This is a genomic window from Roseateles sp., assembly GCF_965262435.1.
Lineage (GTDB): Bacteria > Pseudomonadota > Gammaproteobacteria > Burkholderiales > Burkholderiaceae_C > Paucibacter_A.
In genome coordinates, this window is record NZ_OZ253537.1 from 4587541 (window position 1) to 4608957 (window position 21417).

23 protein-coding genes are annotated in these 21417 nt (G+C 64.9%); 10 read left to right on the forward strand and 13 right to left on the reverse strand.

Annotated elements, in window-relative coordinates; genetic code table 11:
• Nucleotides 1-53: 53 nt before the first annotated feature.
• The 5 genes from dbpA to ACQY39_RS19680 all read right to left on the reverse strand — a co-directional run bounded on the left by dbpA (nucleotide 54) and on the right by ACQY39_RS19680 (nucleotide 5463).
• Nucleotides 54-1484 (reverse strand): ATP-dependent RNA helicase DbpA, encoded by a 1431-nt coding sequence (dbpA, locus tag ACQY39_RS19660; RefSeq protein WP_428509123.1) that lies wholly within the window; start codon nucleotides 1482-1484, stop codon nucleotides 54-56.
• A 78-nt stretch (nucleotides 1485-1562) separates the two neighbouring features.
• On the reverse strand, nucleotides 1563-1943 hold the full coding sequence (locus tag ACQY39_RS19665) for a translation initiation factor Sui1 (RefSeq protein WP_263516702.1): 381 nt from the start codon (nucleotides 1941-1943) through the stop codon (nucleotides 1563-1565).
• Complete coding sequence (locus ACQY39_RS19670; protein WP_428509125.1) at nucleotides 1940-2935, reverse strand: tRNA dihydrouridine synthase; 996 nt, start codon at nucleotides 2933-2935, stop codon at nucleotides 1940-1942. The genes ACQY39_RS19665 and ACQY39_RS19670 overlap by 4 nt, the downstream gene beginning before the upstream one ends.
• 123 nt (nucleotides 2936-3058) lie before the next feature.
• Nucleotides 3059-3571, reverse strand: coding sequence for a YgjP-like metallopeptidase domain-containing protein (locus ACQY39_RS19675; RefSeq protein ID WP_428509127.1), 513 nt, complete (start codon nucleotides 3569-3571; stop codon nucleotides 3059-3061).
• An 8-nt stretch (nucleotides 3572-3579) separates the two neighbouring features.
• Nucleotides 3580-5463, reverse strand: a complete 1884-nt coding sequence (locus tag ACQY39_RS19680) for a M3 family metallopeptidase (protein WP_428509129.1) — start codon at nucleotides 5461-5463, stop codon at nucleotides 3580-3582.
• A 71-nt stretch (nucleotides 5464-5534) separates the two neighbouring features.
• Here ACQY39_RS19680 and ACQY39_RS19685 point away from each other — a divergent pair, with 71 nt between their 5' ends.
• A complete protein-coding gene (locus ACQY39_RS19685) occupies nucleotides 5535-5831 on the forward strand; it encodes a 2Fe-2S iron-sulfur cluster-binding protein (protein WP_428509131.1) in 297 nt (98 codons plus the stop codon).
• Between the two features lie 23 nt (nucleotides 5832-5854).
• On the opposite strand, the gene ACQY39_RS19690 is transcribed toward ACQY39_RS19685, so the two are convergent.
• The 3 genes from ACQY39_RS19690 to ACQY39_RS19700 are packed head-to-tail and all read right to left on the reverse strand — an operon-like array spanning nucleotide 5855 to nucleotide 8377.
• Nucleotides 5855-7045, reverse strand: a complete 1191-nt coding sequence (locus ACQY39_RS19690) for a hypothetical protein (protein WP_428509133.1) — start codon at nucleotides 7043-7045, stop codon at nucleotides 5855-5857.
• 50 nt (nucleotides 7046-7095) lie between these two features.
• Complete coding sequence (locus ACQY39_RS19695) at nucleotides 7096-7995, reverse strand: response regulator (RefSeq protein WP_428509135.1); 900 nt, start codon at nucleotides 7993-7995, stop codon at nucleotides 7096-7098.
• A gap of 7 nt (nucleotides 7996-8002) precedes the next feature.
• Nucleotides 8003-8377: a hypothetical protein gene (locus tag ACQY39_RS19700; protein WP_428509137.1), complete on the reverse strand. Its 375-nt coding sequence runs from the start codon at nucleotides 8375-8377 to the stop codon at nucleotides 8003-8005.
• Nucleotides 8378-8782: 405 nt separating this feature from the next.
• Between ACQY39_RS19700 and ACQY39_RS19705 the strand changes: the two genes are divergently transcribed.
• Nucleotides 8783-9373, forward strand: a complete 591-nt coding sequence (locus tag ACQY39_RS19705; protein WP_263516710.1) for a 1-acyl-sn-glycerol-3-phosphate acyltransferase — start codon at nucleotides 8783-8785, stop codon at nucleotides 9371-9373.
• A complete protein-coding gene (locus tag ACQY39_RS19710; RefSeq protein WP_428509139.1) occupies nucleotides 9370-9642 on the forward strand; it encodes a VF530 family DNA-binding protein in 273 nt (90 codons plus the stop codon). The genes ACQY39_RS19705 and ACQY39_RS19710 overlap by 4 nt, the downstream gene beginning before the upstream one ends.
• A 691-nt stretch (nucleotides 9643-10333) precedes the next feature.
• Here the strand turns inward: ACQY39_RS19710 and minE are convergent.
• The 3 genes from minE to minC all read right to left on the reverse strand — a co-directional run bounded on the left by minE (nucleotide 10334) and on the right by minC (nucleotide 12382).
• Nucleotides 10334-10591: a cell division topological specificity factor MinE gene (gene minE, locus ACQY39_RS19715; protein ID WP_102769837.1), complete on the reverse strand. Its 258-nt coding sequence runs from the start codon at nucleotides 10589-10591 to the stop codon at nucleotides 10334-10336.
• A gap of 13 nt (nucleotides 10592-10604) precedes the next feature.
• Nucleotides 10605-11420, reverse strand: a complete 816-nt coding sequence (minD, locus tag ACQY39_RS19720) for a septum site-determining protein MinD (RefSeq protein WP_263520576.1) — start codon at nucleotides 11418-11420, stop codon at nucleotides 10605-10607.
• A 104-nt stretch (nucleotides 11421-11524) separates the two neighbouring features.
• On the reverse strand, nucleotides 11525-12382 hold the full coding sequence (minC, locus tag ACQY39_RS19725) for a septum site-determining protein MinC (protein ID WP_428509142.1): 858 nt from the start codon (nucleotides 12380-12382) through the stop codon (nucleotides 11525-11527).
• A gap of 643 nt (nucleotides 12383-13025) precedes the next feature.
• On the opposite strand from minC, the gene ACQY39_RS19730 reads away from it, so the two are divergent.
• The 4 genes from ACQY39_RS19730 (at nucleotide 13026) to ACQY39_RS19745 (ending at nucleotide 16759) form a co-directional block, all read left to right on the forward strand.
• Nucleotides 13026-13229, forward strand: a complete 204-nt coding sequence (locus tag ACQY39_RS19730) for a hypothetical protein (RefSeq protein WP_428509144.1) — start codon at nucleotides 13026-13028, stop codon at nucleotides 13227-13229.
• Nucleotides 13230-13324: 95 nt separating this feature from the next.
• On the forward strand, nucleotides 13325-15379 hold the full coding sequence (metG, locus tag ACQY39_RS19735; RefSeq protein WP_428509146.1) for a methionine--tRNA ligase: 2055 nt from the start codon (nucleotides 13325-13327) through the stop codon (nucleotides 15377-15379).
• Between the two features lie 282 nt (nucleotides 15380-15661).
• Nucleotides 15662-15865 carry a DUF3460 family protein gene (locus tag ACQY39_RS19740; protein ID WP_263520570.1) on the forward strand — a complete coding sequence of 68 codons (204 nt, stop codon included), beginning with the start codon at nucleotides 15662-15664 and terminating at the stop codon, nucleotides 15863-15865.
• Between the two features lie 33 nt (nucleotides 15866-15898).
• A complete protein-coding gene (locus ACQY39_RS19745; RefSeq protein WP_263520569.1) occupies nucleotides 15899-16759 on the forward strand; it encodes a segregation and condensation protein A in 861 nt (286 codons plus the stop codon).
• A gap of 28 nt (nucleotides 16760-16787) precedes the next feature.
• Here the strand turns inward: ACQY39_RS19745 and ACQY39_RS19750 are convergent, their stop codons facing one another.
• Complete coding sequence (locus tag ACQY39_RS19750; protein WP_428509148.1) at nucleotides 16788-17543, reverse strand: response regulator; 756 nt, start codon at nucleotides 17541-17543, stop codon at nucleotides 16788-16790.
• A 136-nt stretch (nucleotides 17544-17679) separates the two neighbouring features.
• The gene (locus ACQY39_RS19755; protein ID WP_263563316.1) at nucleotides 17680-18321 is read right to left on the reverse strand and encodes a ParA family protein; all 642 of its coding nucleotides are present in this window, start codon (nucleotides 18319-18321) and stop codon (nucleotides 17680-17682) included.
• A 93-nt stretch (nucleotides 18322-18414) separates the two neighbouring features.
• Here ACQY39_RS19755 and ACQY39_RS19760 point away from each other — a divergent pair, with 93 nt between their 5' ends.
• From ACQY39_RS19760 to ACQY39_RS19770, 3 genes are read left to right on the forward strand one after another with little or no spacing between them, the layout of a single operon-like run.
• Nucleotides 18415-19065 carry an NAD(P)H-dependent oxidoreductase gene (locus tag ACQY39_RS19760; RefSeq protein ID WP_428509150.1) on the forward strand — a complete coding sequence of 217 codons (651 nt, stop codon included), beginning with the start codon at nucleotides 18415-18417 and terminating at the stop codon, nucleotides 19063-19065.
• Complete coding sequence (kefC, locus tag ACQY39_RS19765) at nucleotides 19062-20960, forward strand: glutathione-regulated potassium-efflux system protein KefC (protein ID WP_428509152.1); 1899 nt, start codon at nucleotides 19062-19064, stop codon at nucleotides 20958-20960. The genes ACQY39_RS19760 and kefC overlap by 4 nt, the downstream gene beginning before the upstream one ends.
• Before the next feature lie 25 nt (nucleotides 20961-20985).
• Nucleotides 20986-21417, forward strand: a complete 432-nt coding sequence (locus ACQY39_RS19770; RefSeq protein WP_428509154.1) for a DUF1841 family protein — start codon at nucleotides 20986-20988, stop codon at nucleotides 21415-21417.

Here is a 21417-nt window from a genome sequence, read left to right on the forward strand (position 1 = left end):
CTCGATCATGCGCGAGCAACGCACGAAACTGGGACAGCAGGAACGCGCGCCGGTCAATCCAGGCTGCTCAGGTCCGCCATGCGGCGCACCTTCACCTTGCGGCCCTTGAGCTTGCCCTCGCTGAGGCGCCGGGCCGCCTCGCGGGCGATGCTGCGCTCCACCGCCACATAGCTGTGGAACTCGGTGATGTTGATCTTGCCGACCTGTTCGAACTTGAAGCCCGCTTCGCCGGTCAAGGCGCCGAGGATGTCGCCCGGGCGGATTTTTTCCTTGCGGCCACCGAGGATCTGCAACGTGTCCATGGCCGGCTGCAGCGGCGCGCCGTCGGCGTCTTTGAGGCTGTCCAGCTTTTGCCAGACAAACTCACGACCCAGCAGCTGCTCAATGCGGCCGATGCGACCCATTTCGTCGAGGCTGGCCAGGCTCAGGGCCAAGCCTTGCGCGCCGGCGCGGCCGGTGCGGCCGATGCGGTGCACATGGACCTCGGTATCGGGCGTGACCTCGACATTGATCACGCATTCCAGCTGCGCGATGTCCAGGCCGCGCGCCGCCACATCGGTGGCCACCAGGACCGAGCAGCTGCGGTTGGCGAACTGGATCAGCACCTGGTCTCGCTCGCGCTGCTCCAGGTCGCCATGCAAAGCCATGGCCACAAAGCCCTGGCCGTTCAGCACATCGACCAGATCGCGGCATTGCTGCTTGGTGTTGCAAAAAGCGATGGTGCTGGCCGGGCGGAAATGGCGCAGCAGCTGCGAGACGGCATGCAGGCGCTCGCCCTCGCTGACCTCAAAAGCGATCTGCTCGATCTGCGCCGGCGCCTGGCTGGCGCTCGCGCTGCTGTTGAGCTTGACTTCCTTAGGCTCGCGCATGAACTGGCTGCTCAGCTTGGCGATACCTTCCGGGTAGGTGGCCGAGAACAGCAAGGTCTGGCGCTTCTTGGGGCATTGGCGGGCGACGGTGACGATGTCGTCGAAGAAGCCCATGTCCAGCATGCGGTCGGCTTCGTCCAGCACCAGGGTGCTGAGGGCGCCGAGCTGCAGGCTGCCACGCTCGAGATGGTCCATCACCCGGCCCGGCGTGCCCACGGCGATGTGGCAACCAAAACCCAGCGAGTCCATCTGCGGCCGCATCGGCGAGCCGCCGCACAGGGTCAGGATCTTGATGTTGTCGGCGGCACGGGCCAGGCGGCGAATCTCCTGCGTGACCTGATCGGCCAGCTCGCGCGTGGGACACAGCACCAGGGCTTGCACGTCAAAGCGGCTGGCATCGAGCCGGTGCAGCAAGGCCAGGGCGAAGGCCGCCGTCTTGCCACTGCCGGTCTGGGCTTGAGCGATCAAGTCCTGACCCTCCAGCGCCAGCGGCAGGCTGGCGGCCTGGATGGGCGTCATCTGCGTGTAGCCCAGCTGGGCCAGATTGGCCTGCATGGCGGCACTCAGCGGCAGCTGAGCGAAGGAGAGTTTGGAGTCAAGCGTGGGGGCGTTCATCGCCGGATTATCCCTGCTGCGGCTCCCACCCCTCGGGAAAACACCAATCCGCAGCCCAAGAGCCTGGCAGCGATGGCCTCAGCCGCCCGCCTGCTTGACCGTCCACGTGCCTTTTTTCTTGAGCAATTCAATCACGCGCTCGCGGTGGTCGCCCTGCACTTCGATCACCCCGTCCTTGACCGTGCCGCCCGAGCCGCAGGCAGCCTTGAGCTCCTTGCCCAGGGCGATCAGGCCGGCTTCGTCCAGCGGCACGCCCTTGACCAGGGTGACGCCCTTGCCGGCCCGGCCCTTGGTCTCGCGCGAGACGCGCACGATGCCATCGCCCTTGGGCAGTTGGGGCCGGCCGCAGCGGCAATCGGCCTTGGCCTGGCGGCATTCCGGGCAGGTGCGGCCGCTGTCGGTGGAATAAACCAGACCGGACAAGGCCCCCAGGCCGGACAGGGATTTGCTGGACTTCATGCGGTGCAACTTTCTACTTCTTCATCGATCGGACGCGGACTGAGTGGCCGCGGTCCGCGCTCGTCCGGGCCGAACATCTGCAGGTCCAGCTCCTCGGGCGAATTGACGGTGCGCAGGCGCAGGTAGGCCTCTTCCGCCTCGGGGTAATGCCGGCGCAGGTAATGCAGCCATTGTTTCAGGCGGCCGGCCTGGTGGCGATGGGCAACGTTGCTGCGCACCAGATCAAAGAAGCCGCGCATCAGCGGCAGCAGCGCGGCCCAGCTCAGCGGCGGCCCATCCGGAGACTGCAAGGCCAGGGCCAGGCCTGGGTTGGCGACCATGCCGCGGCCCACCATCAAGTCGCTGCAGCCGCTTTGCGCGCGGCAGTTCTCGGCATCGGCCGGCGTCCATATCTCACCATTGGCCACCACCCGCGCCTGCAGCGCCTCGCGGACCGCGGCGATGCGGTCCCAGTAGGCCGGTGGCTTGTAGCCATCGGCCTTGGTGCGGGCATGGATGACCAACTCCTCGGCGCCGCCGTCCTGCATGGCCAGCGCGCAATCGAGCGTGCGGTGGCTGTCCATATAGCCCAGGCGCATCTTGGCCGAGAGCGCCATGTCGGCCGGCATGGCGCGGCGCACGGCAGAGACGATCTCGTGAATCAGTTCCGGCTCGTCCAGCAGCACCGCGCCGCCGCGGTGGCGGTTCACGCATTTGGCCGGGCAGCCAAAGTTGAGGTCGATGCCGGCCGGCCCCAGGGCCGCCAGCTTGGCCGCGTTTTCGGCCATGCAGACAGGGTCGCTGCCCAGCAGCTGGGCCCGCACCGGCACGCCGGCCGCCGTGCGCCCGCCGTTCAGCAGCTCGGGCACGATGCGGGTGAAAACACGGTTAGGCATCAGCATGTCGGTGATGCGGATGAACTCAGACACGCAGCGGTCGATGCCGCCGACGCGGGTCAGCACATCCCGGAGCATGTGGTCCAACAGGCCTTCCATCGGCGCCAACAAGATCATGTGAGCCCCTCGTCCAGCGGGTACGCTGGCCGATCCCCCGAGGGGACCGGCATCCTGCGGATGCCACGGGCCGGCTTGGGGCGGCCCGGCGCTCGGCCCTCAATGCAGTGCAGTTCCATCAGCTCAATCATGGCAAGCCTCCGCTGCCAGCAGGTCTTGATGCGTCAGATACAGGCGCAGATCGAACTCCAACTGGCCGTAGGCCGGCTCCATATACTGGCAGAGCTGGTAGAACGCTTTGTTGTGGTCCAGCTCCTTGATGTGAGCCAACTCGTGCACCACGATCATCTTGAGGAACTCGGCCGGGGCCTCCTTGAACAGGCTGGCGACGCGGATCTCGCGTTTGCTGGTCAGCTTGGCACCCTGAACGCGCGAGGCGCGGGTGTGGGTGCCCAGGGCATGCTGCAGCACCTTGAGCTTGGCATCGAAGCAGACCTTGGACAGGGGCGGCGCATTGCGCAGGTAGCGGTTCTTCAGCGCCATGGTGTAGTCGAACAGCGCCGTGTCGCTGCGCACCTCATGGCCCAGCGGGTAGCGACGCGCCAGGGTCTCGCCCAGGCGGCCGGCGTCGATCAGCTGCTGCACCTGGGCCAGCAACTCGGCCGGGTAGCCGGCCAGGTACTTCAAAGTCGGCATCACAAAGATCAGCTCGGCTGGGCCAGCGCCTCGGAGTTGCTGCGGTAGTTCGCGGCGATCCAGGCCTCGAACTGGCTGCACATGGCTTCGTCCCCCTCGCGGTTGTCGGCCAAGAGCTGTTCGCCGTGAACGATGCGGATCTCGGCTGCCAGCGCCGCCGGGACCTCACTCGGATACTGACGCTCGGCGGCCGCCGCCATGCTGGCCTGGGCCTCGGCCCAGCAATCCTCAACCGACTGGTTGCAGGCCTCGGCCAGGTAGCGCGCCGAAAAGCCTTCGCCGGTCAGGCTGCGCAAGGTGGCGTCGTGATCGATGCTGTTGCCGGGCTCCCAGTAATGCGCCGACAAGGCCGGGCCGATGGCCGGGTTGTCGCTCAAATAGCCATGCTCTCGAAGGAAGAAGGCGCGCGTCTGATAAACCGCCATATGGGCCAGCAGATAGCCCTGGTAAGAGGCGGCCGATTCCTGGTTCAGCAAATGCGGAATCGCCAGCAGTGGCCGCGGGCTGTGCACGCCCAGCACGCGCTGCTCGGTGGCGCGCGCCAGGGCCAGCACGTTCTCGGCTGTCAGCGCTTCGTCTGGCATGGCATACAGCGCCGCCTCGAAATAGGGCACGACGGCGATCGAGCGCTCGTCAAAGGCGCGCATGGGCTGGCTGCTGGCGATGCGGGCGTGGATCAACTCGTCCGGGATGGCCTCGCCCGCGGCGTTGCGGGCATAACGCTTGAGCCAGTCGGCATCGCCGAGCAGGCTGTCGCAGAACATGGACTGCGTCTCGGCGTAGGCCATCGAGGTCGGCGCGAACTCCTGCGAGAAGCAAGGCGAGTTCTGCACCACATTGGCGAAATGCGCCGCATGCCCGCCCTCGTGGAACAAGGTGTTGATGGCGCGAAGGCCGCTGCCGATCTGATCGGGTTTCGCTTCGGCGGTGAAATTGATCTGACCCGGCACCCAACGGCCCTGCGCGTCGACGTAGCTGGGAATGGGGCCATGGCAGAAACCGTTCTGGTACTTGCCGGCGCGCTCCAGCAAGTCCAGCTGCAAGGTGGCACCCCGGTACTGGATGCCCAGGCGTCGGAAGCTCTCTACCCAGCGGCGCAAGGCGGGCCCGAAAGGCATATAGGCATCCATGCGGCGCACCACATCGCCTGCCGAATAGAAACGCAGATTCCAGGGCTGCAGGGCCTGCTCGCCATGGCGCGCGCTCAGGTCCGCCAGGGCGCGGGCGTTGGCGGCATCGGTGCGCTGCACGAAATCGTCGAGGATGTCCTGAAGCTGCTGCGGCGTCATGCGCTCGTTCTTGCGCAGCTTGAGTTCGAAGTAGTTGTCAAAACCCAGGGCCCGGGCAAAGCGGTTGCGCAGGCGAACCAGATCGAGAAAGCCGTTGGCAAGCACCCAATGCTCGATGTCATGGAAGGCCTCGAGCGAACTGCGCCGGCGGGCTTCGTCCGGGTTGGTGGCCAGATTGGTGGCCAGCATGGACAGCGAGGCCACCTCGCTCTCGCCCGCTTCGTTGATATGCCGCGGCTGCAGCTCGCGCTTGGCGGCGAAGATGCGGCTCTCGGCCTCGATCAGCTCGGCCATCAGGCCGCGGCCGGCTTCGTTGTCGATGATGTTCGCCTCGAACACGGCCAACCAACCGCGCAGGCCGTGCAGCAGAGCCCCACGTTCTGGGCTCTCGACGGCCGATTCCAGGCGGGCGATGTGCTCGCGCGTAGCGGCCAAGTGGGCCGGGTCAGAGATGAAGGCCTTGTACGCCCCTTCGGCCCGCTCAAAGCCAGCCTGATCCTCGCTGGTGGCCATGTAGGTGGCCCAGAACAGGTCTTCCTTGGTCTTGTGGACCCGGTTGTAGTCCAGATTCAGCTGGTCGAAAAAGGCGCGGGCGCGTTCCATGAGGCGGGCTCTTGTGAAGTCGGCAGGGGCGAGAGCATAGCGTCTGCCCTGATTTGCAGCATCATGGCTCCATGAGCAGCCGCTTTCAGATACGACTGATCCAAGCCGAGGATCCGACCGAAACCTTCACCGCTCGGCCTGAGCAAACCGTGCTGCAAGCCGCGCTGCAGGCGGGCGCCTTCATGCTGAGCAGTTGCCGCAATGGCACCTGCCGCGCCTGCGTGCGCCAGCTGCTGGAAGGCGAGATCGCCTACCGCATCGAGTGGCCGGGGCTCAGCCGCGAGGAGAAGGCCGCCGGCTGGATCTTGCCTTGCGTGGCCGAAGCGCGCAGCGACCTGCTTTTGGCCCCGGTGCGGCGCAAGGACTGAAGACGCCGGCCGGACTGGCCCGCTCAGGCACGCGGCGCGCTATCTGGCGCGACGCCGGGGTCTGACTCAGGCGGCGCGGCAGGGACATCGGCACCGGCTTCCGCAGTGGCCGTGGCCTCCGCCATGGCCTCCACCAAGGCCTGGCCTGGGTTGCGTTCCTTCGCCGTGACATCCAGGTAATGCTGCTCGATGAAACCCTTCTCGACCAGATTGCGCTTGAGCGAGTCCTCGAGCTCCTCGATTCGGCCGTTGAGCTTCTCGATCTCCTTCTCCAGCTTGGCGCGCGTTTCGAGCACCGCCTCATCCGGCGGTTCGTCGTGCCCTGGAGGGTCGGCCGAGAGCACCTCCAGGTCATGGCGCAGCTTCTGGATGGTGCGCTCGGCCGCGGCCAGCTGCTCGCGCTGGGCCTGAGCTTCGCGCTCGAGAGCCTTGATCGCGCTGGCATTGGGCAGCACCTCGGCTGCGGCTGCGGGCGCTGCATCGGCAGGCCCGTGCAGGGCCAGATCCTCCAGTTCACGCTGCAGCCGCGCCGCGGTGCGCTCGGCGCGTTCCGCCCGAATCTCAAAGCCGGTCGCCCGCTCCTGCGCCTGGGTCACTTGACCGCGCAGTTGCTCCAGGCGCTGTTTGGCAGCGGCCAACTCGCCGGTGTCGCCGCCAGCGCCACTTGCGGCGCCCGGCCGGGCTTGGGCATGGCTCTGGTTGCGCAAGCTCTCCTCAAGGCGTTCGCGGGTCCGACCGAGCTCCATTTGCACGCGTTGGCGCTGGGCCAGCAAGCGATCGACCTCGTTGCGATGGCTGCGCTTGAGGCGCTCCATCTTTTCCTCGTCCATCTCATGCGCCTGCGCGGGCCAGGGCTCGCGCTCGGCCTCGCGTTGGGCGCGCTCGGCCGAGCTGTCCATGCCGTAGTTGTTGATCAAGCTGCGCACCAGCTGAGGCAACTCGTTCAAAGCCTGCATATCGGGCGGCAGGCCGCCACCGAAGGCACCACCGCCGCCGGTGCCGCCGCGACCTTCCGCCACGCGCATCAGCTCATGGGCGGCAATCTTCATCTCGCGCCCGGCGTCACGGGTTTCGCGCAGGGCGTTGACGATATGGATGTGGTTGCTTTCCTCGTAGCGTGTCATGCGCCAGTAGGTGGCGATGACGACAATGATCACCACCATATTGGCGAGGAACAGGCTGACGCCAGCAATGCCTTCAACGGTCAGTTCCATGGTGGCTCGCGTTTCATCGGCTCAACTCCACTGCAGTGCACAAAGGCCGGTCAGAGGCGGACAAAGGCCATGCGGCCCTCGCCGTAGCCCGGCACGGACAGCCGGTAGTCGCTGCGCCCGGCGTCGCGCCCCATCAGGCTGCGCAGCTTGTCGAAGGGCTTGGCGACCAGATTGACCACTTTCAATGAGACGGGCGCCGTGCCCGGCTCGCGCACCAGGATGCCGGCAGCCGAGCGCAGAAACAGATCGGCCTGCTTCATCATCTCGGGCGTCGGCACGCCTGCCTGCAAAGCAGCCCGTACCGGCGGCGGCTGCAGCTGCGCGCCACCGCCGCCCAGAATGCAACAGGCATTGACGTCGAGGATGCCCAGGGCATGGGGGGTCTTCTGACCTTCGGCCACGTACATGGCCAGATCATGGGGCAGCTTCAGGTCATCCAGGCCCTGGCCGGGCACAGGAATCAGACGAAAAGGAATCTCGCGCATCTGCGACTTGATCAGCAGGCTCAGGGCCTCGGCCGACTCAAGGGCCGGCGCCGGGCCTTTCAAGGCCTCGCGGCAGGAAGCCAAGGCCGCCTGCACCTCGCGCAGCAGGTCTTCATCCTTGAAGGGCTTGTTGATGACGAAGATGGCGCCGTTGCTGCGCGCCTGGGACAAATGACGCTCGGCCGTCTCGGTGGTGACGAAACCGACCTTGATCTCGTGACGGCCAATCTGGCGCAGGGTCTGCAGCATCTCCAAGCCACCGACCTTGGGCATATGCCAATCCGAGATCACCAGATCGGGTTCGAAGCTGGTGACCAGGCGCAGGGCCTGCTCGCCGTCCATGGCCAGCTCGAACTGCAGCGGGCCCAAAGAGGCGGACTGCAGCACGCGTTGAATGATGGCTTGGATGGCTCGGCTGTCGTCGACGATCAGGACACGCAGTGGGGCTAGATTGGCTGTTTGCATGGTCTTGTTACTCGCGGCAGAAGCTGTCATCCAGATGGATGTCGGTCAGCATGACGACCAGCCTCCGGGGCTGGTCGCTCAATTCGAAAAGGGCACGGCGCTCACCGCGATGGCTGAGGTCCGGCCAGCGGCTGAGATCCAAGGGCTGGGGCAGGCCCAGATTGGCCAGGCTGGCATCGTCGAGGCACTCCATCAGGCTGGCGCTGAGGATGTTGCACAACTCAGCACCGGCATCCTGCAGGTCGGCCGCACTGAGCTGCTCAGGAGGCAGGCCGAACATGGCGGCGGCCAGGGCCTGGCTCTCAGCGGCGCCCAGGAGCAGCAGCACGATGGCGCGCGGGTGGCTGCTGAAGCCGGTGACGCAGTCGGTGATGGGCAGCATGAAGCAGGCATCGTCGGCCCGGGGGGACGGAGGCTCTGAGCCCGGCGCAAAGGCACAGCTCTGCCCGGTCAAACCCGACCAAGCACGCGCCAGATTGCTCAGAACCACCCCTTCTTGCACTCGAAAACCTCCAAGGCTGGGAGCTCAGTGTCCCCGGCTTGGGGCGGCAGGCAAGCTCAGAGCAAACGGCCCAAGACCGGCCATCTCGTGGCAAAAGCCACAGCGCCCACAGGGCACACTCGCTCCACAGGCGCTGTGGACAAGTCCGTGCACAGCCTGCGCATGCACGCTGCAAGTGATTGATTTCACGAAAACTTTGCTGGTTTGCTGCAAAAACTGGCAGCGGCGCCGCAAGCGGCCCGGCCACCGGGCCGGATAATCCCGGGTTCGCTGCGCCCCACCGATATGCATAGAACCATCTTCACCACTCCCGTCGTCAACACCTTGTTGCGCCGCTTCTCGCTCGCGTTCCTGAGGTGGCGCGGCTGGACCGTTTCAGGCAGCTTGCCGGCCGAACACCCCAAATGCGTGCTGATCGCCGCACCTCACACCAGCAACTGGGATCTGCCCTACACGCTGATGGTGGCGTTCTCGCTGCGCCTGAATGTCTACTGGATGGGCAAGCAGCAGATCTTCCGCTGGCCCTTCGGCCCGGTGATGCGCTGGCTGGGCGGCATCAGCGTGAACCGAGAGCAGTCCAGCAATCTGGTGGCCGCCTCAGCCGCCGCCCTGGTGGCTGCGGACGGGCCGGTGCAGCTGATCGTGCCGCCCGAGGGCACGCGCAGCAAGACCCGCTATTGGAAAACCGGCTTCTACTGGATCGCCCACACCGCGAAAATGCCCATCGTGATGGCCTATATGGACTACGAGCGCAAGCTCAGCGGCCTCGGGCCAACCTTTGTGCCGAGTGGCGACATCGAGGCCGATATGGTCAAGATCAAGGCCTTTTACGCCCAGTTCAAGGGCAAGAACGCCTCGCAGTTCGACCACCAATGAGCGAACACCACGACAGCGCCACGCCGCCAGCCCCGCCCACCAAGAAGCCCAAAGACCCCTTGCACGGCATCACCCTGGAAGCCATGGTGACCGAGCTGGCGCACTACTTCGGATGGCGTGAACTGGGCGAACAAATCGCCATCCGCTGCTTCCAGCAAGACCCCAGCGTCGCCTCCAGCCTCAAGTTCCTGCGCAAGACACCGTGGGCACGCGCCAAGGTGGAAAGTCTCTATCTGTTCATGAAGCGCGAGCAGGCGCGCCAGCGCTAGCGGCCAAGGGGCGGCATGCGGCACAGAGCGGAAGTTCGGTATCCGGGTTTCCGCGCTGCGGTGGCTCGGCCCGCCGCCGTGCTCATGGTGCCCGGGCCGGCTCTGCGAGCCGGCTCCCCTCGGTGCTCACTGCGCGGCTCAGCGGCGCCAAACTCCCTCCGTTCGCTGCGCTCACTGTGGTCAAACAGTGGCGCCGAGTCAGTGCTTGAAGCGCGCACTTCATGCGCGCCTGAGCCGCTCCGCTGCGCCCTCGGCCGCGCACAAATCGCCCGTCGTCGGGCCGAGCCACCTCCGAAGGTGGCGCGTTCCACCGTCGAGGGGCACATCGATCGCGATGCAAGCGCCCTGCAGTTCGGGGCGCCGCCGGGCGATTTGTGAAGGGCTGAGCAGCGCAGCGGCTCGGGGCGCGCGCGTACTCGCGCGCCTCAAGCTCTGACTTGGCGCGTCTGTCTGAACGGAACGAGCGTAGTGAGTGAAGTGAGTTATGCGCCAGCCCCGAGGCGCGAGCAGCGCAAGGCAGTCGGCCCAACAGGGCCGACCCCGGAACCATGAGCCCGGCGGCGGCCTGGACTGCAGGGTCTCACGAGGAAGAACAAGAAGGCTGCTTTGTGCCGACAGCCGCCGCACACACCCAGCAATGCGCCCACAAAAAAGGCCGCTGACGCGGCCTTTTGATTCATAACTCGCAATCTCAGCGCCCTTCCGGCAGCTCGATCTTCAGCTCCAGCACATCCATATCACCGTGATGCTGGACATCAACGTTGATGTCCTTCATATCGATGTCGATGTACTTGGAAATCACCGCCAGCAGCTCGTTCTTGAGCTGAGGCAGGTAATCGGCGCTGGGCTTGCGGCCGTTGCGCTCATGGGCCAGGATCAGCTGCAGGCGCTCCTTGGCAACGCTGGCGGTGCTTTTCTTTTCGCCCAGAAAGTATTTGAGGAAACTCATCCGGTCCTCCTGCTTACTTGCCGCCGAACAGGCGTTTGAACAGACTGGGCTTGACGGCTTCGATGAAGCGCATCGGCTTGTCTTCGCCCAGGAAGCGGCTGATCACATCCTTGTAGGCTTCCGATACATCGGTGCCTTGCATATGGATGGCAGGTGAGCCTTGGTTGGAGGCTTGCAGCACCACTTCCGATTCCGGGATCACGCCGATCAGCGGCGTGCGCAGAATTTCGTGGATGTCCTCCAGCGACAGCATATGGCCACCCTCGACACGGTTGGGGTTGTAGCGGGTGATCAGCAGGTGCTCCTTGATGGGGTCCTTGCCTTCGATGGCGCGCTTGGTCTTGCTGTTGAGCATGCCCAGGATACGGTCCGAGTCACGCACCGAGGAAACCTCGGGGTTGGTCACCACCAGAGCCTCGTCGGCGAAGTGCATGGCCATAAGCGCACCGGTTTCGATACCGGCCGGTGAGTCGCAGACGATGTACTCGAAATCCATGGACTTGAGCTCTTCGAGCACGCGCTCCACGCCTTCGTAGGTCAGCGCATCTTTGTCGCGGGTCTGCGAAGCGGCCAGGATGAAGAGCTTGTCCAGCTGCTTGTCCTTGATGAGCGCTTGGCTGAGCTTGATCTCGTCATTGATGACGTTGATCAGGTCATAGACCACACGGCGTTCGCAGCCCATGATCAGGTCGAGATTGCGCAGACCGACGTCGAAGTCGATCACGCAGGTCTTGTGTCCACGCAAGGCCAGGCCGGTTGCGAAACTGGCGCTGGTGGTGGTCTTGCCCACGCCACCCTTGCCCGAGGTCACCACGACGATCTTGGTCATCGAATCAGATCCTTTCAAAACTACAACTGAGGCGGCCGGCGCCAGCGCCGACCTGCTTTTTTCGTTCCGACCGGTGATTCCGGCCATTCTTTCAAATCAGGCGCTCAGAGCTTCAGCGCTTCCATCACCAGCTTCTCGCCCTCAAGCCGGATCTGCGCCGGCTTGCCCTGCACCGTATCGGGCAAGGGGTTCTCGGTAGTCCGGTAGATGCCGGCGATCGAAATCAGCTCGGCCTCCATGCTGGCAGCAAAGATGCGCGCCTCAGTGTTGCCACGCGCGCCAGCAATGGCCTTACCGCGCAGCGGCGCATAGACATGAATATGGCCGTCAGCGATCACCTCGGCACCGTGGTTGACCAGGGCCAGCACGACCAGATCGCCGCCCTTGGCGTAAATGCGCTGGCCTGAGCGCAACGGCTTGTCCACCACCAGGGTGCGGACCGCTTCGCCCGGCACAGCGACTTCACGAATGACCTCGTGCACCACTTCCCGAATCACCTCCTGCACCACGGGCGCCGGCTCCGCCGAGCGTGCACGCGGCGCGGTCGGAACCTCGGGTTCGGGCGCCTCGGCCAAGCCCAGGGACAAAGCCTGCGCCAGCTCAGCAGGCTGGGCGCCATACATGGCCACCGGCGCCATGCGGTGGCGCCGCAGCAAGGCGAGCAAAGCTGCCACATCCATGTCGGCCCGCACCGGCAGCACGGGCTCCAGGCTGAGCTGAGTCGGTTGCTCTTGCGCTGCGATCGCGCCGGCAGGCTCCAGCGGCAGCTGGCTCAGATCGATCAGCAGCGGTTCGTGGCCAAACACATCGGGCGTGTCGCCCAAACGCAAGTCCAGTTGGCGACCGAGTTCGGCCAGGTCTGCGGTCTTGAGCTGCAGCGACAGCAGACTCAGCGTCGTGCTCTTCAACTCAAAACCCTCGGCGGCTTTGGCCGCCGCCCTTCCCTGTTGTGCCTGAGTCATCTGTTGCCCTGATGCCGCTACCGTGCAAAGTGCGCGATTTTAGCCATGCGGCGCGAGCAAGAACCTAGGCATCGCCCCCGATACCGGCTCGCGCCTGCACAAAAACCAGGCAAACCAGCAAAGCACCAGCCCCATCAATCACTTAGCCACGCTATCGAGATTCAGCCCACAAAGTTGTCCACAGCAGCTGTGCAAAAACGAGGCATGTCTGTCACCGCAATGTCACTGAATTTCGCGACGAAGCGTGTTCAGGGCTTGACTTATCCCCACTTCTTGATCCACAGGAATTGGATCAAGCAACTCTGGGACCGCGCCGGGCAGCTAGCACAGACGCCCGCTAAGTCATTGATTCATATAGAGGCAGCATCAGTGCCGCGAAAAGAGGCAGATTAAGCCAGATGGCCTCGCCACAAGGGTTTGGCGCGCTCCAGAGGCCCTTGTCCACAAAGTTATCCACAGCGAAAGTGGATAGTCTTTTTAGACCATAAGAATCAGGCACTTAGGGCCGATGCTTCATGTTCAACCGAGCTTTTCACGCTAAATGGAGGCGCACCGGAACCACGCCAGCGCGCCGGCCACAGCGTCCAGCGGTTACAGTGACACCCCTATCTGCGCCCCGCAGATGCCTTGCAGGAGCATGTCCTTGGCCACACCGAACTACTCATACGAAAAACGCCAACGCGAATTGGCCAAGAAGAAGAAAACCGAAGAGAAACGCCAGCGCAAGCTGCAAAAGCCTGACGGCAGCCCCGATCAGGACGCGCCCGCCGAAGACGGCAGCGGCGAAGCGGCTCCCAACGAAGGCGGCGTCAGCTCCGACCCTGCGGCGCCTGCCACAAGCAGCTGAGCCCGGCCCGCTGCGGCGGCAGCGGCCAGGCCTGTGCACGCATGGCCCTAAAATGCGCGCCTCCCCGGCACCTCCGCCAGGCCCGCAAAGACACCATGACACGCAAGCTCTTCGTCACCACCGCCCTGCCCTATGCCAATGGCAACTGCCATATTGGCCACATCATGGAGTGGACCCAGGCCGATATCTGGGTGCGCTTCCAGCGCATGCTGGGCCAGCAGGTGCATTTCGTCTGCGCCGACGATGCGCACGGAGCGCCCATCATGATTGCCGCCGAGAAGGCAGGCATCACGCCGCAGCAGTTCGTGGCCCAGATCGCGGCTGGCCGCAAGGCCTATCTGGACGGCTTCCACATTGCTTTCGACAACTGGCACTCGACCGACGGCGTCGAGAACCACGAGTTGTCCAAGGAGGTCTACAAGGCCTTGCGTCGCAACGAGCTGATCGAGGTGAAAACCATCGAGCAGTTCTTCGACCCGGAAAAGGCCATGTTCCTGCCGGACCGTTTCATCAAGGGCGAATGCCCGAAATGTGGCGCCAAAGACCAGTACGGTGACAGCTGCGAATCCTGCGGCGCCGTCTACACACCGACCGAGTTGAAGAATCCCTTCTCGGTGCTCAGCGGTGCCACGCCGGTGATGAAGAGCTCGGAGCATTACTTCTTCAAGCTCAGCGATCCGCGCTGCGTCGAGTTCCTCGAACAGTGGACGCAAACCCCGGGCCGCTTGCAGTCCGAGGTGCTGAACAAGATCAAGGAATGGTTCACCAAGGATGAAGACGGCAAGGGCGGGCTCGGCGACTGGGACATCAGCCGCGACGCGCCCTATTTCGGCATCGAGATCCCCGATGCGCCGGGCAAGTATTTCTACGTCTGGCTGGATGCGCCGATCGGCTATCTGGCCTCACTGAAGAACTACTTCAGCAAGACCGGTCAGGATTACGAGGCCTTCATGGCCGACGAATCGGTCGAGCAGGTGCACTTCATCGGCAAGGACATCACCTATTTCCACACCCTGTTCTGGCCGGCCATGCTGCATTTCAGCGGCCGCAAGACGCCCAACCATGTCTTTGTGCACGGCTTCCTGACCGTCAACAACGGCGAGAAGATGAGCAAGAGCCGCGGCACCGGCCTGGACCCGCTCAAGTACCTGAACCTGGGCATGAATGCCGAGTGGCTGCGTTACTACATCGCCGCCAAGCTCAACGCCCGGGTCGAGGACATCGACTTCAACCCCGATGACTTCGTGGCCCGCGTCAACAGCGATCTGGTCGGCAAATACATCAACATCGCTTCGCGCGCCGCCGGCTTCCTGGCCAAGCGCTTCGACGGTCACCTGTCGGCCGACTTGGGCGTGGAAGGCCGAGCCCTGCTGGACGGTCTGCGCGCCCACAGCGGCACCATCGCAGAGCTTTACGAGGAACGCGAGTTCGGCAAGGCCCTGCGCGAGACCATGTTGCTGGCCGACCGTGTCAACGAGTATGTGGACCAAAACAAGCCCTGGGAGCTGGCCAAGCAAGAAGGCAAGAATGCCGTGCTGCACGATGTCTGCAGCGTCTGCATCGAGGCCTTCCGCCTGCTGACGATCTACCTGAAGCCGGTGCTGCCGGTGCTGGCCGCCAAGGTCGAGAGCTTCCTGCGCATCGCGCCGCTGCAGTTCGCCGACAGCGCACGCGCCCTGGGCGCCCACCAGATCGGCGCCTACGAGCACCTGATGCAGCGGGTCGATCCCAAGCTGCTGGAAGCGCTGTTCGAAGCACCGGCAGCAGCAGCCGCGCCCAAGCCCGTGCCCGGTGGCGAAGAACTGGCGCCCGAGATCAAGATCGAAGACTTCAGCAAGGTCGATCTGCGCATCGCCAAGATCGTCAAGGCCGAGCATGTCGAGGGTTCAGACAAGCTGCTGCGCCTGACCCTGGACGTGGGCGAAGGCCGCCTGCGCAATGTCTTCAGCGGCATCAAGAGCGCCTACCAGCCCGAGCAGCTCGAAGGCAAGCTGACGGTGATGGTGGCCAATCTGGCTCCGCGCAAGATGAAGTTCGGCATCAGCGAAGGCATGGTGCTGGCCGCCAGCCACGCCGACGAAAAGGCCAACCCCGGTATCTTTGTGCTCGAGCCCTTCCCCGGTGCTCAGCCAGGCATGCGGGTGCGCTGACGCCAGCAGGCTTTTGCCGCAGTGCGCCGAGGCTCAGTCCCGCACGCCGCGTCGCCAGGCACTGGGCCCGATGGCCGTCGGCGTGTTCGGTGCCGGGCATGGTCCAGACGCTGCTGCTGCTCGTGCTGGCGGCCCGCCTGATCCAGCGCGGCGGCCTGGTCGAGGCCCCTGGGCTCGCAAGGCATTCATGGCGATTTCACGCAATGGCTGGCCGCTGCGAAGGCGGCCAGCCTGTAAAATTCAAACATTGCGGTCCGCCGCCCCTCAGCATCTACCCACACCATGCCTCTGTTCTGGAAAGCCTACAAGTCCGAAGCCAGCACCTTCATCGACGAGCTCAAGGCCAAGAAGCCGACGCTGGAAGCGGAACAGCGCGCCGGCCGTGCCCTGCTCTGGGACAAGCCCGTGGACCGCGCCGCCCAGGCAGACTACCGGGCCGCACGTGTCGAGCAGCAGCCCTACGTCTACCAGACCCAGGCCAAGTAAGCCGCGATTCCGGTTCTCGCAGCGACCGAGACCATGAGCAGCGAGCACCCGCCCGCGGCCGATTTGCCGCCGCCGCCGGCCGACCCGCTGCCCGGCTTGCCGGAGACCATCGACAGCGTGGCCGTGGCGCGGCTCTATGGCGAGCCGCTGTTCCAGATGCCGCTCGACCTCTACATCCCGCCCGATGCGCTGGAGGTGTTCCTGGAAGCATTCCAGGGTCCGCTGGACTTGCTGCTTTACCTGATCCGGCGCCAGAACTTCAACATCCTGGACATCCCACTGGCCGACGTCACGCGCCAGTACCTCAGCTATGTCGACCAGCTGCGCAAGCACAACCTCGAGCTGGCCAGCGAGTACCTGCTGATGGCGGCCATGCTGATCGAAATCAAGTCGCGCATGTTGCTGCCGCCCAAGAAAAGCGAAGACGGCAAGGAGCCTGAAGATCCACGCGCCGAGCTGGTGCGGCGCCTGCTGGAGTATGAGCAGATCAAGCTGGCTGCAGCCCGGCTGGACGCCCTGCCGGTCTTGGGTCGGGATTTTCTACGGGCCCAGATTCACATCGAGCAGTCGCTACAGCCACGCTTCCCGGACGTCGACGCCAATGACTTGCGCGACGCCTGGCTGGACATCCTGCGGCGCGCCAAGCTCAATCAGCATCACAAGATCACGCGCGAGCAGCTGTCGGTGCGAGAGCACATGAGCATCGTGCTGCGCCGGCTGCAAGGGCAGCGCTTCGTAGAGTTCGAGCAGCTGTTCGATGTGTCACGCGGCCAGTCGGTGCTGGTGGTGACCTTCATCGCCATGCTGGAACTGGCGCGCGAGCGCCTCTTGGAAATCACCCAGGCCGAGGCCTTTGCGCCTATTTATGTGCGCTTGGCCTATACGCCGGTCTGAAAGCAGCCGGACCAACCGCGCCTGAGGCTCAGAGCGGGGCCACCCGCCAGGTCGAAAAATGCGCGTCGGGCTGACGCTGCACCATTTGCCCGACGGCCAACACCGCCTGCGTACGCGAACCCACGCCCAGGGCCTTGAGCACGGCTGCCACATGGTCCTTGATGGTCTCCACCGAAACCCCGAGCTCGCGCGCGATGATCTTGTTCGGCTTGCCTTGCAACAGCAGGGCCAGCACATCGGTCTGGCGCGGTGTCAGGGCCAAGCCCTCCAGACCGGTCGTCACCTGGTAGTTTGAGGCGAGCGCTTGTTGCTGAATCTGCTGCAGCTTGCTCTGCTGCGGGCTCAATGCGTCGCCGCGTGCAGCGCTGTCCTGGTCCGAGCTGCCGTCCGAGCCCAGACCCATGGGCGGCACATAGATGCCCCCTGACATGACCAGCTTGAGCGCCTGGGACAGCAGCTCGGTCTCGGCACGCTTGGGCACAAAGCCCATGGCACCTTGGTCAATCGCACGGATCACATCACTGGCGCGGTCGGAGGCGGAGATGATCACCACCGGCAGGGCCGGATAAGCGGTGCGGAACTCGTCCAGCACATCGAAGCCGCTGGCGTCGCCCAGCTGCAGATCCAGCAGCACGAGATTGAAGTCGCTGTGAGCCAACAAAGCCTGGCGAGCGGCCGCCGCACTTTCGGCGCCGACCACCTGCACATGATCGCCCATGCCCTCGATGACGGTCTTCAAGGCCGCCAATATCAGCGGGTGATCGTCGATCAGCAAAACCTTCATGCCCATCCTTCAGCGCAGCCTATGGTGTGTCTCATGCGGGCTGAATGATAGAGCGCCGCAGGCGACTGGGGTACACACCCCGATGGGTGATACGCCCGCACAGCTGTTCTGATGGCGCACGCGTCGGCTCCAACAGTCAGGGTGACTTGGCGTCCAGCCAGGCCGTTAGCGGTGCCCATTGGGCCAGGTCACGCTCGACCCGACCTTCGGCGACATCCCAAAGGCTCAGGCCTTGCGCCGCCAGCTGCACATAGTTCTGGGTGTCACGCAAGATGGCCAGCACGGGCGTGTCCAAGCCAGCGAGAAAACCGCGCAGCTGCTGCAGGGACAGCGTGCCCTCCTTGGCGCGCATGCCGACCAGGGCCAGCTGAGGCAGACGCTTGGGCGGGTCGTCTCGGCTGCGCAGCTCCGCCAGCTTCTGGACAAAATCAAAGCTGGCCTGGATGTCGAACATGCTGGGTTGCAGCGGGATGATGAGCTTGTCAGCCAGCTTGAGCAGGGTCTTGAGGCGTTTGCCGTCCAGGCCGGCGGGCGAGTCCAGCACGACGTGGCTGACCCCCTTGGGCGGTTTGACGACTTGCTCACCGTCGAAATCCCAGCCCTGGATCAAGGGCAGCTGCGCCGGGCGCTGGGCCAGCCAGCGGCGGGCCGATTGCTGCTTGTCGACATCACCCAACATGACCTTGTGCCCGCGCGAAGCCAGGTAGCCGGCCACATTGGTCGACAAGGTGCTCTTGCCGACCCCTCCCTTGGGATTGGCGATCAGGATCACGGGCATGGGCACACTCCTCAGGGGCGTCAACAAAAGCCGCTGCAAGCGACAACACAGACCGACATCCTAACGGTGACGCGCTCGGGTTAACCTCGGCGCATGCCCGAGACTTCTGACATCCTCATCCTCGCTGCCCACCCCGATCGGGCCCAGTCGCGCGTCAGCGCCCGCCTGCTGGACGCACTGAGCGCCCAGCCTGCGCACTGGACCCTGCATGATTTGTATCGCCGCTACCCCGACTACGCCATCGATGTGGCCGAGGAGCAGCGCGCCTTGAGCGCCGCCAAGCTGGTGGTGCTCTTGCACCCGCTCCATTGGTACGGCATGCCGGCCTTGCAAAAACTCTGGTTGGACGAAGTGCTGAGCTTTGGCTGGGCCTACGGGCCCGGCGGCCGCGCTCTGCACGGCAAGGATGTCTGGTTGGTCAGCTCCACCGGCGGCAGCGCCGAAGCCTACAGCGCCAGCGGCCACCATGAACATCCGATCGGCGATTTCTTGCTGCCCTACGCCCAGACCGCGCGCATCTGCGGCATGAATTTCCTGCCACCCCTGTTGCTGCACAGCGCCCACCAGGCCGGCGAGTCGGAGCTACAGCAACATGCGCAAGTCTTCATCGACAAGCTGATGCGCTACCCACAATGGTGCGAGGCCGGCAGCCGCAGCGCGCAAGCCATGCCGGAAGTTCCGCTGGACGCCCGCCCGGCCCCGTTCTCAAGCCTGCAACGCCAGCCGCAGGAGGCGCAGCCATGAGCGCCGCCGGTAGCAGCTGGCTGCATTTGCCCCTGGTCTGCCTGGGCGCGGCGGTGGTCGCCGTGCCACTGGCACGCTTTCTGCGGCTGGGCTCCATCCTGGGCTATCTGATCGCCGGCGTGCTGATCGGGCCCAGCGTGATGGGCTGGGTCAGCGAGCCGGGGCAGATTCTGGAAGTGGCCGAGTTCGGCGTGGTACTGATGATGTTCCTGGTGGGCCTGGAGCTGGAACCCAAGCGCCTTTGGGCCTTGCGCCGGCCGATCTTCGGCTGGGGTTCCTTGCAGCTGTTCGGCTCCGCCGCTCTGCTGCTGGGCCTGGCCTCGCTGTTCGGCGTGCCTGCTGGACTTGGCCTGGTGCTGAGCTTGGGCTTGGCCATGTCGTCCACGGCCGTGGCCCTGGCGGTGCTGGCCGAGCGCAATCTGGGCCGCACCACGGCCGGGCAGAGCATCCTGAGCGTCGCCCTGCTGCAGGACATCGCGGCGATTCCCGTGCTGGCCCTGGTGCCCATCGTCGCGGCCGCTGGCGTGGCTGCCGCCGCTGCGGACCCCAGCGGCGGTGGCGGTGGCGGTGGCAGCGGCTGGGCAGCAGCCAAGGCCCTGGGCATGGTGCTGCTGATCGTGCTGGGCGGTCGCCTGGCCTTGCGACCGGCGCTGCGCTGGATTGCGCGCAGCCGCACACCTGAGATCTTCACCGCGGCGGCCCTGCTGCTCGTGATCGGTACGGCGGCCCTGATGCACAGCGTCGGTCTGTCCATGGCCTTGGGCGCTTTTCTGGCCGGCGTGCTGCTGGCCGAGAGCGAATACCGTCGCGAGCTGGAAACCGATCTGGAGCCTTTCAAGGGCTTGCTACTAGGGCTGTTCTTCATTGCCGTGGGCATGGGCTTGGACCTGCGCGTGCTGCGCGAGCAAACCGCCCTGGTCCTGGGTCTGCTGGCCGCACTCCTGCTCTGCAAGGGTCTGCTCTTGAGCCTCATGGCGCGCTGGATGCAGATCCCGGTGCTGGAGCGCCCGGTGTTCGTCATCCTGCTGGCCCAGGGCGGTGAATTCGGATTCGTGGTCTTTCAACTGTCGCAACAGGCCGGCTTGATCGATGCCACCCAAGGCTCGGCCCTGGTGGCGGCCGTGGCCTTGTCCCTGGCCTGCACTCCGGCCCTGCTGCTGCTCAGTGATCGCCTGTTGCTGCCGCGCTTGCAGCGCCGCAAGCAGGCGCTGCCGGGTGAACAGGAAGCGCCGGAACCGGCACCCATCCTGATCGCGGGCTTTGGGCGCTATGGCCAGATTGTCGGCCGCCTGCTGTTCGCCCACGGCTACGAGGCCACAGTGCTGGACCATGACGCTGAAGCGATCGAGGCCATGCGCAAATTCGGCTGGCGGGTGTTTTTCGGCGATGCAACGCGCCTGGACCTGCTGCGCAGTGCCGGCGCAGCACAGGCCAAAGTGCTGGTGATCGCCGTCGACGATATGGAGCAAAGCCTGGCGATTGCCGAGCTGGCACGCGAGCATTTTCCGCAGGCCCGGGTGGTGGCAAGGGCACGCCATGTGCGTCACTACTTCGGCCTGCGCAACCTCGGCGTGGAGCTGATCGAGCGGGAAACCTTTGATGCCGCGCTCAACAGCGGCCGCAGTGTCATGGAGGTGCTGGGGCTGGAGCCCCATGCCGCACGCAAGCTGGCCTGGCGCTTCCGCCAGCACAATATTGAGCAGCTCGAGCAGATGCTGCCGCTGCAACATGACACCGGCGCCCTGATTGCCGCCGCCCGCCAGGCAAGGCTGCAGCTCGAAGCGCTGATGGCGCAAGAGCGCGAACAGGCACGCCAGCAACAGCAGGCCCGGTCGGGTGCGAGCTGGAGCCAGCCCGAGTCACAGGCATCTGCCCCGACGCCGAGCAAGGATTGAGCGACTGCGGCGACAATTCCCGCCTATGTTTGCCCCCTCCCAACTCGAGGTGCGCCGTTTTTTCTGCGCCACCTACCGCAAGCTGCGCGACGGCCAGCCCCTGATTCCCATGGAGGCGATCGCCGCCGACTGGATCGCCCAGCACCCGGAGTACCACGCCGAACTCGGCAACGAGGAAGCGGCGCTGGCCGCGGTGTACAGCGTGGAGGAGGGTCGAACCAACCCATTTCTGCACCTGTCCATGCACCTCACCATCAGCGAGCAGCAGTCCATCGACCAGCCGCACGGCGTCCGCCAGGCGGTCGACTTGCTGGCGGCCAAACGCAATTCTCTCCATGAGGCACACCATGTGGCCATGGACTGCCTGGGCGAGATGATCTGGGAATCGCAGCGCAGCGGCCTGCCGCCGGACGGCCACGCCTACCTGGACAAGGTGCGAAAAAAAGCCACGCAGTGA

Excerpts from the sequence above, each read along its gene's own strand:
- dbpA (WP_428509123.1), bottom strand. The coding sequence starts at position 1,484 with ATGAACGCCCCCACGCTTGACTCCAAACTCTCCTTCGCTCAGCTGCCG.
- ACQY39_RS19665 (WP_263516702.1), bottom strand. The coding sequence starts at position 1,943 with ATGAAGTCCAGCAAATCCCTGTCCGGCCTGGGGGCCTTGTCCGGTCTG.
- ACQY39_RS19670 (WP_428509125.1), bottom strand. The coding sequence starts at position 2,935 with ATGATCTTGTTGGCGCCGATGGAAGGCCTGTTGGACCACATGCTCCGG.
- ACQY39_RS19675 (WP_428509127.1), bottom strand. The coding sequence starts at position 3,571 with ATGCCGACTTTGAAGTACCTGGCCGGCTACCCGGCCGAGTTGCTGGCC.
- ACQY39_RS19680 (WP_428509129.1), bottom strand. The coding sequence starts at position 5,463 with ATGGAACGCGCCCGCGCCTTTTTCGACCAGCTGAATCTGGACTACAAC.
- ACQY39_RS19685 (WP_428509131.1), top strand. The coding sequence starts at position 5,535 with ATGAGCAGCCGCTTTCAGATACGACTGATCCAAGCCGAGGATCCGACC.
- ACQY39_RS19690 (WP_428509133.1), bottom strand. The coding sequence starts at position 7,045 with ATGGAACTGACCGTTGAAGGCATTGCTGGCGTCAGCCTGTTCCTCGCC.
- ACQY39_RS19695 (WP_428509135.1), bottom strand. The coding sequence starts at position 7,995 with ATGCAAACAGCCAATCTAGCCCCACTGCGTGTCCTGATCGTCGACGAC.
- ACQY39_RS19700 (WP_428509137.1), bottom strand. The coding sequence starts at position 8,377 with ATGCTGCCCATCACCGACTGCGTCACCGGCTTCAGCAGCCACCCGCGC.
- ACQY39_RS19705 (WP_263516710.1), top strand. The coding sequence starts at position 8,783 with ATGCATAGAACCATCTTCACCACTCCCGTCGTCAACACCTTGTTGCGC.
- ACQY39_RS19710 (WP_428509139.1), top strand. The coding sequence starts at position 9,370 with ATGAGCGAACACCACGACAGCGCCACGCCGCCAGCCCCGCCCACCAAG.
- minE (WP_102769837.1), bottom strand. The coding sequence starts at position 10,591 with ATGAGTTTCCTCAAATACTTTCTGGGCGAAAAGAAAAGCACCGCCAGC.
- minD (WP_263520576.1), bottom strand. The coding sequence starts at position 11,420 with ATGACCAAGATCGTCGTGGTGACCTCGGGCAAGGGTGGCGTGGGCAAG.
- minC (WP_428509142.1), bottom strand. The coding sequence starts at position 12,382 with ATGACTCAGGCACAACAGGGAAGGGCGGCGGCCAAAGCCGCCGAGGGT.
- metG (WP_428509146.1), top strand. The coding sequence starts at position 13,325 with ATGACACGCAAGCTCTTCGTCACCACCGCCCTGCCCTATGCCAATGGC.
- ACQY39_RS19740 (WP_263520570.1), top strand. The coding sequence starts at position 15,662 with ATGCCTCTGTTCTGGAAAGCCTACAAGTCCGAAGCCAGCACCTTCATC.
- ACQY39_RS19745 (WP_263520569.1), top strand. The coding sequence starts at position 15,899 with ATGAGCAGCGAGCACCCGCCCGCGGCCGATTTGCCGCCGCCGCCGGCC.
- ACQY39_RS19750 (WP_428509148.1), bottom strand. The coding sequence starts at position 17,543 with ATGAAGGTTTTGCTGATCGACGATCACCCGCTGATATTGGCGGCCTTG.
- ACQY39_RS19755 (WP_263563316.1), bottom strand. The coding sequence starts at position 18,321 with ATGCCCGTGATCCTGATCGCCAATCCCAAGGGAGGGGTCGGCAAGAGC.
- ACQY39_RS19760 (WP_428509150.1), top strand. The coding sequence starts at position 18,415 with ATGCCCGAGACTTCTGACATCCTCATCCTCGCTGCCCACCCCGATCGG.
- kefC (WP_428509152.1), top strand. The coding sequence starts at position 19,062 with ATGAGCGCCGCCGGTAGCAGCTGGCTGCATTTGCCCCTGGTCTGCCTG.
- ACQY39_RS19770 (WP_428509154.1), top strand. The coding sequence starts at position 20,986 with ATGTTTGCCCCCTCCCAACTCGAGGTGCGCCGTTTTTTCTGCGCCACC.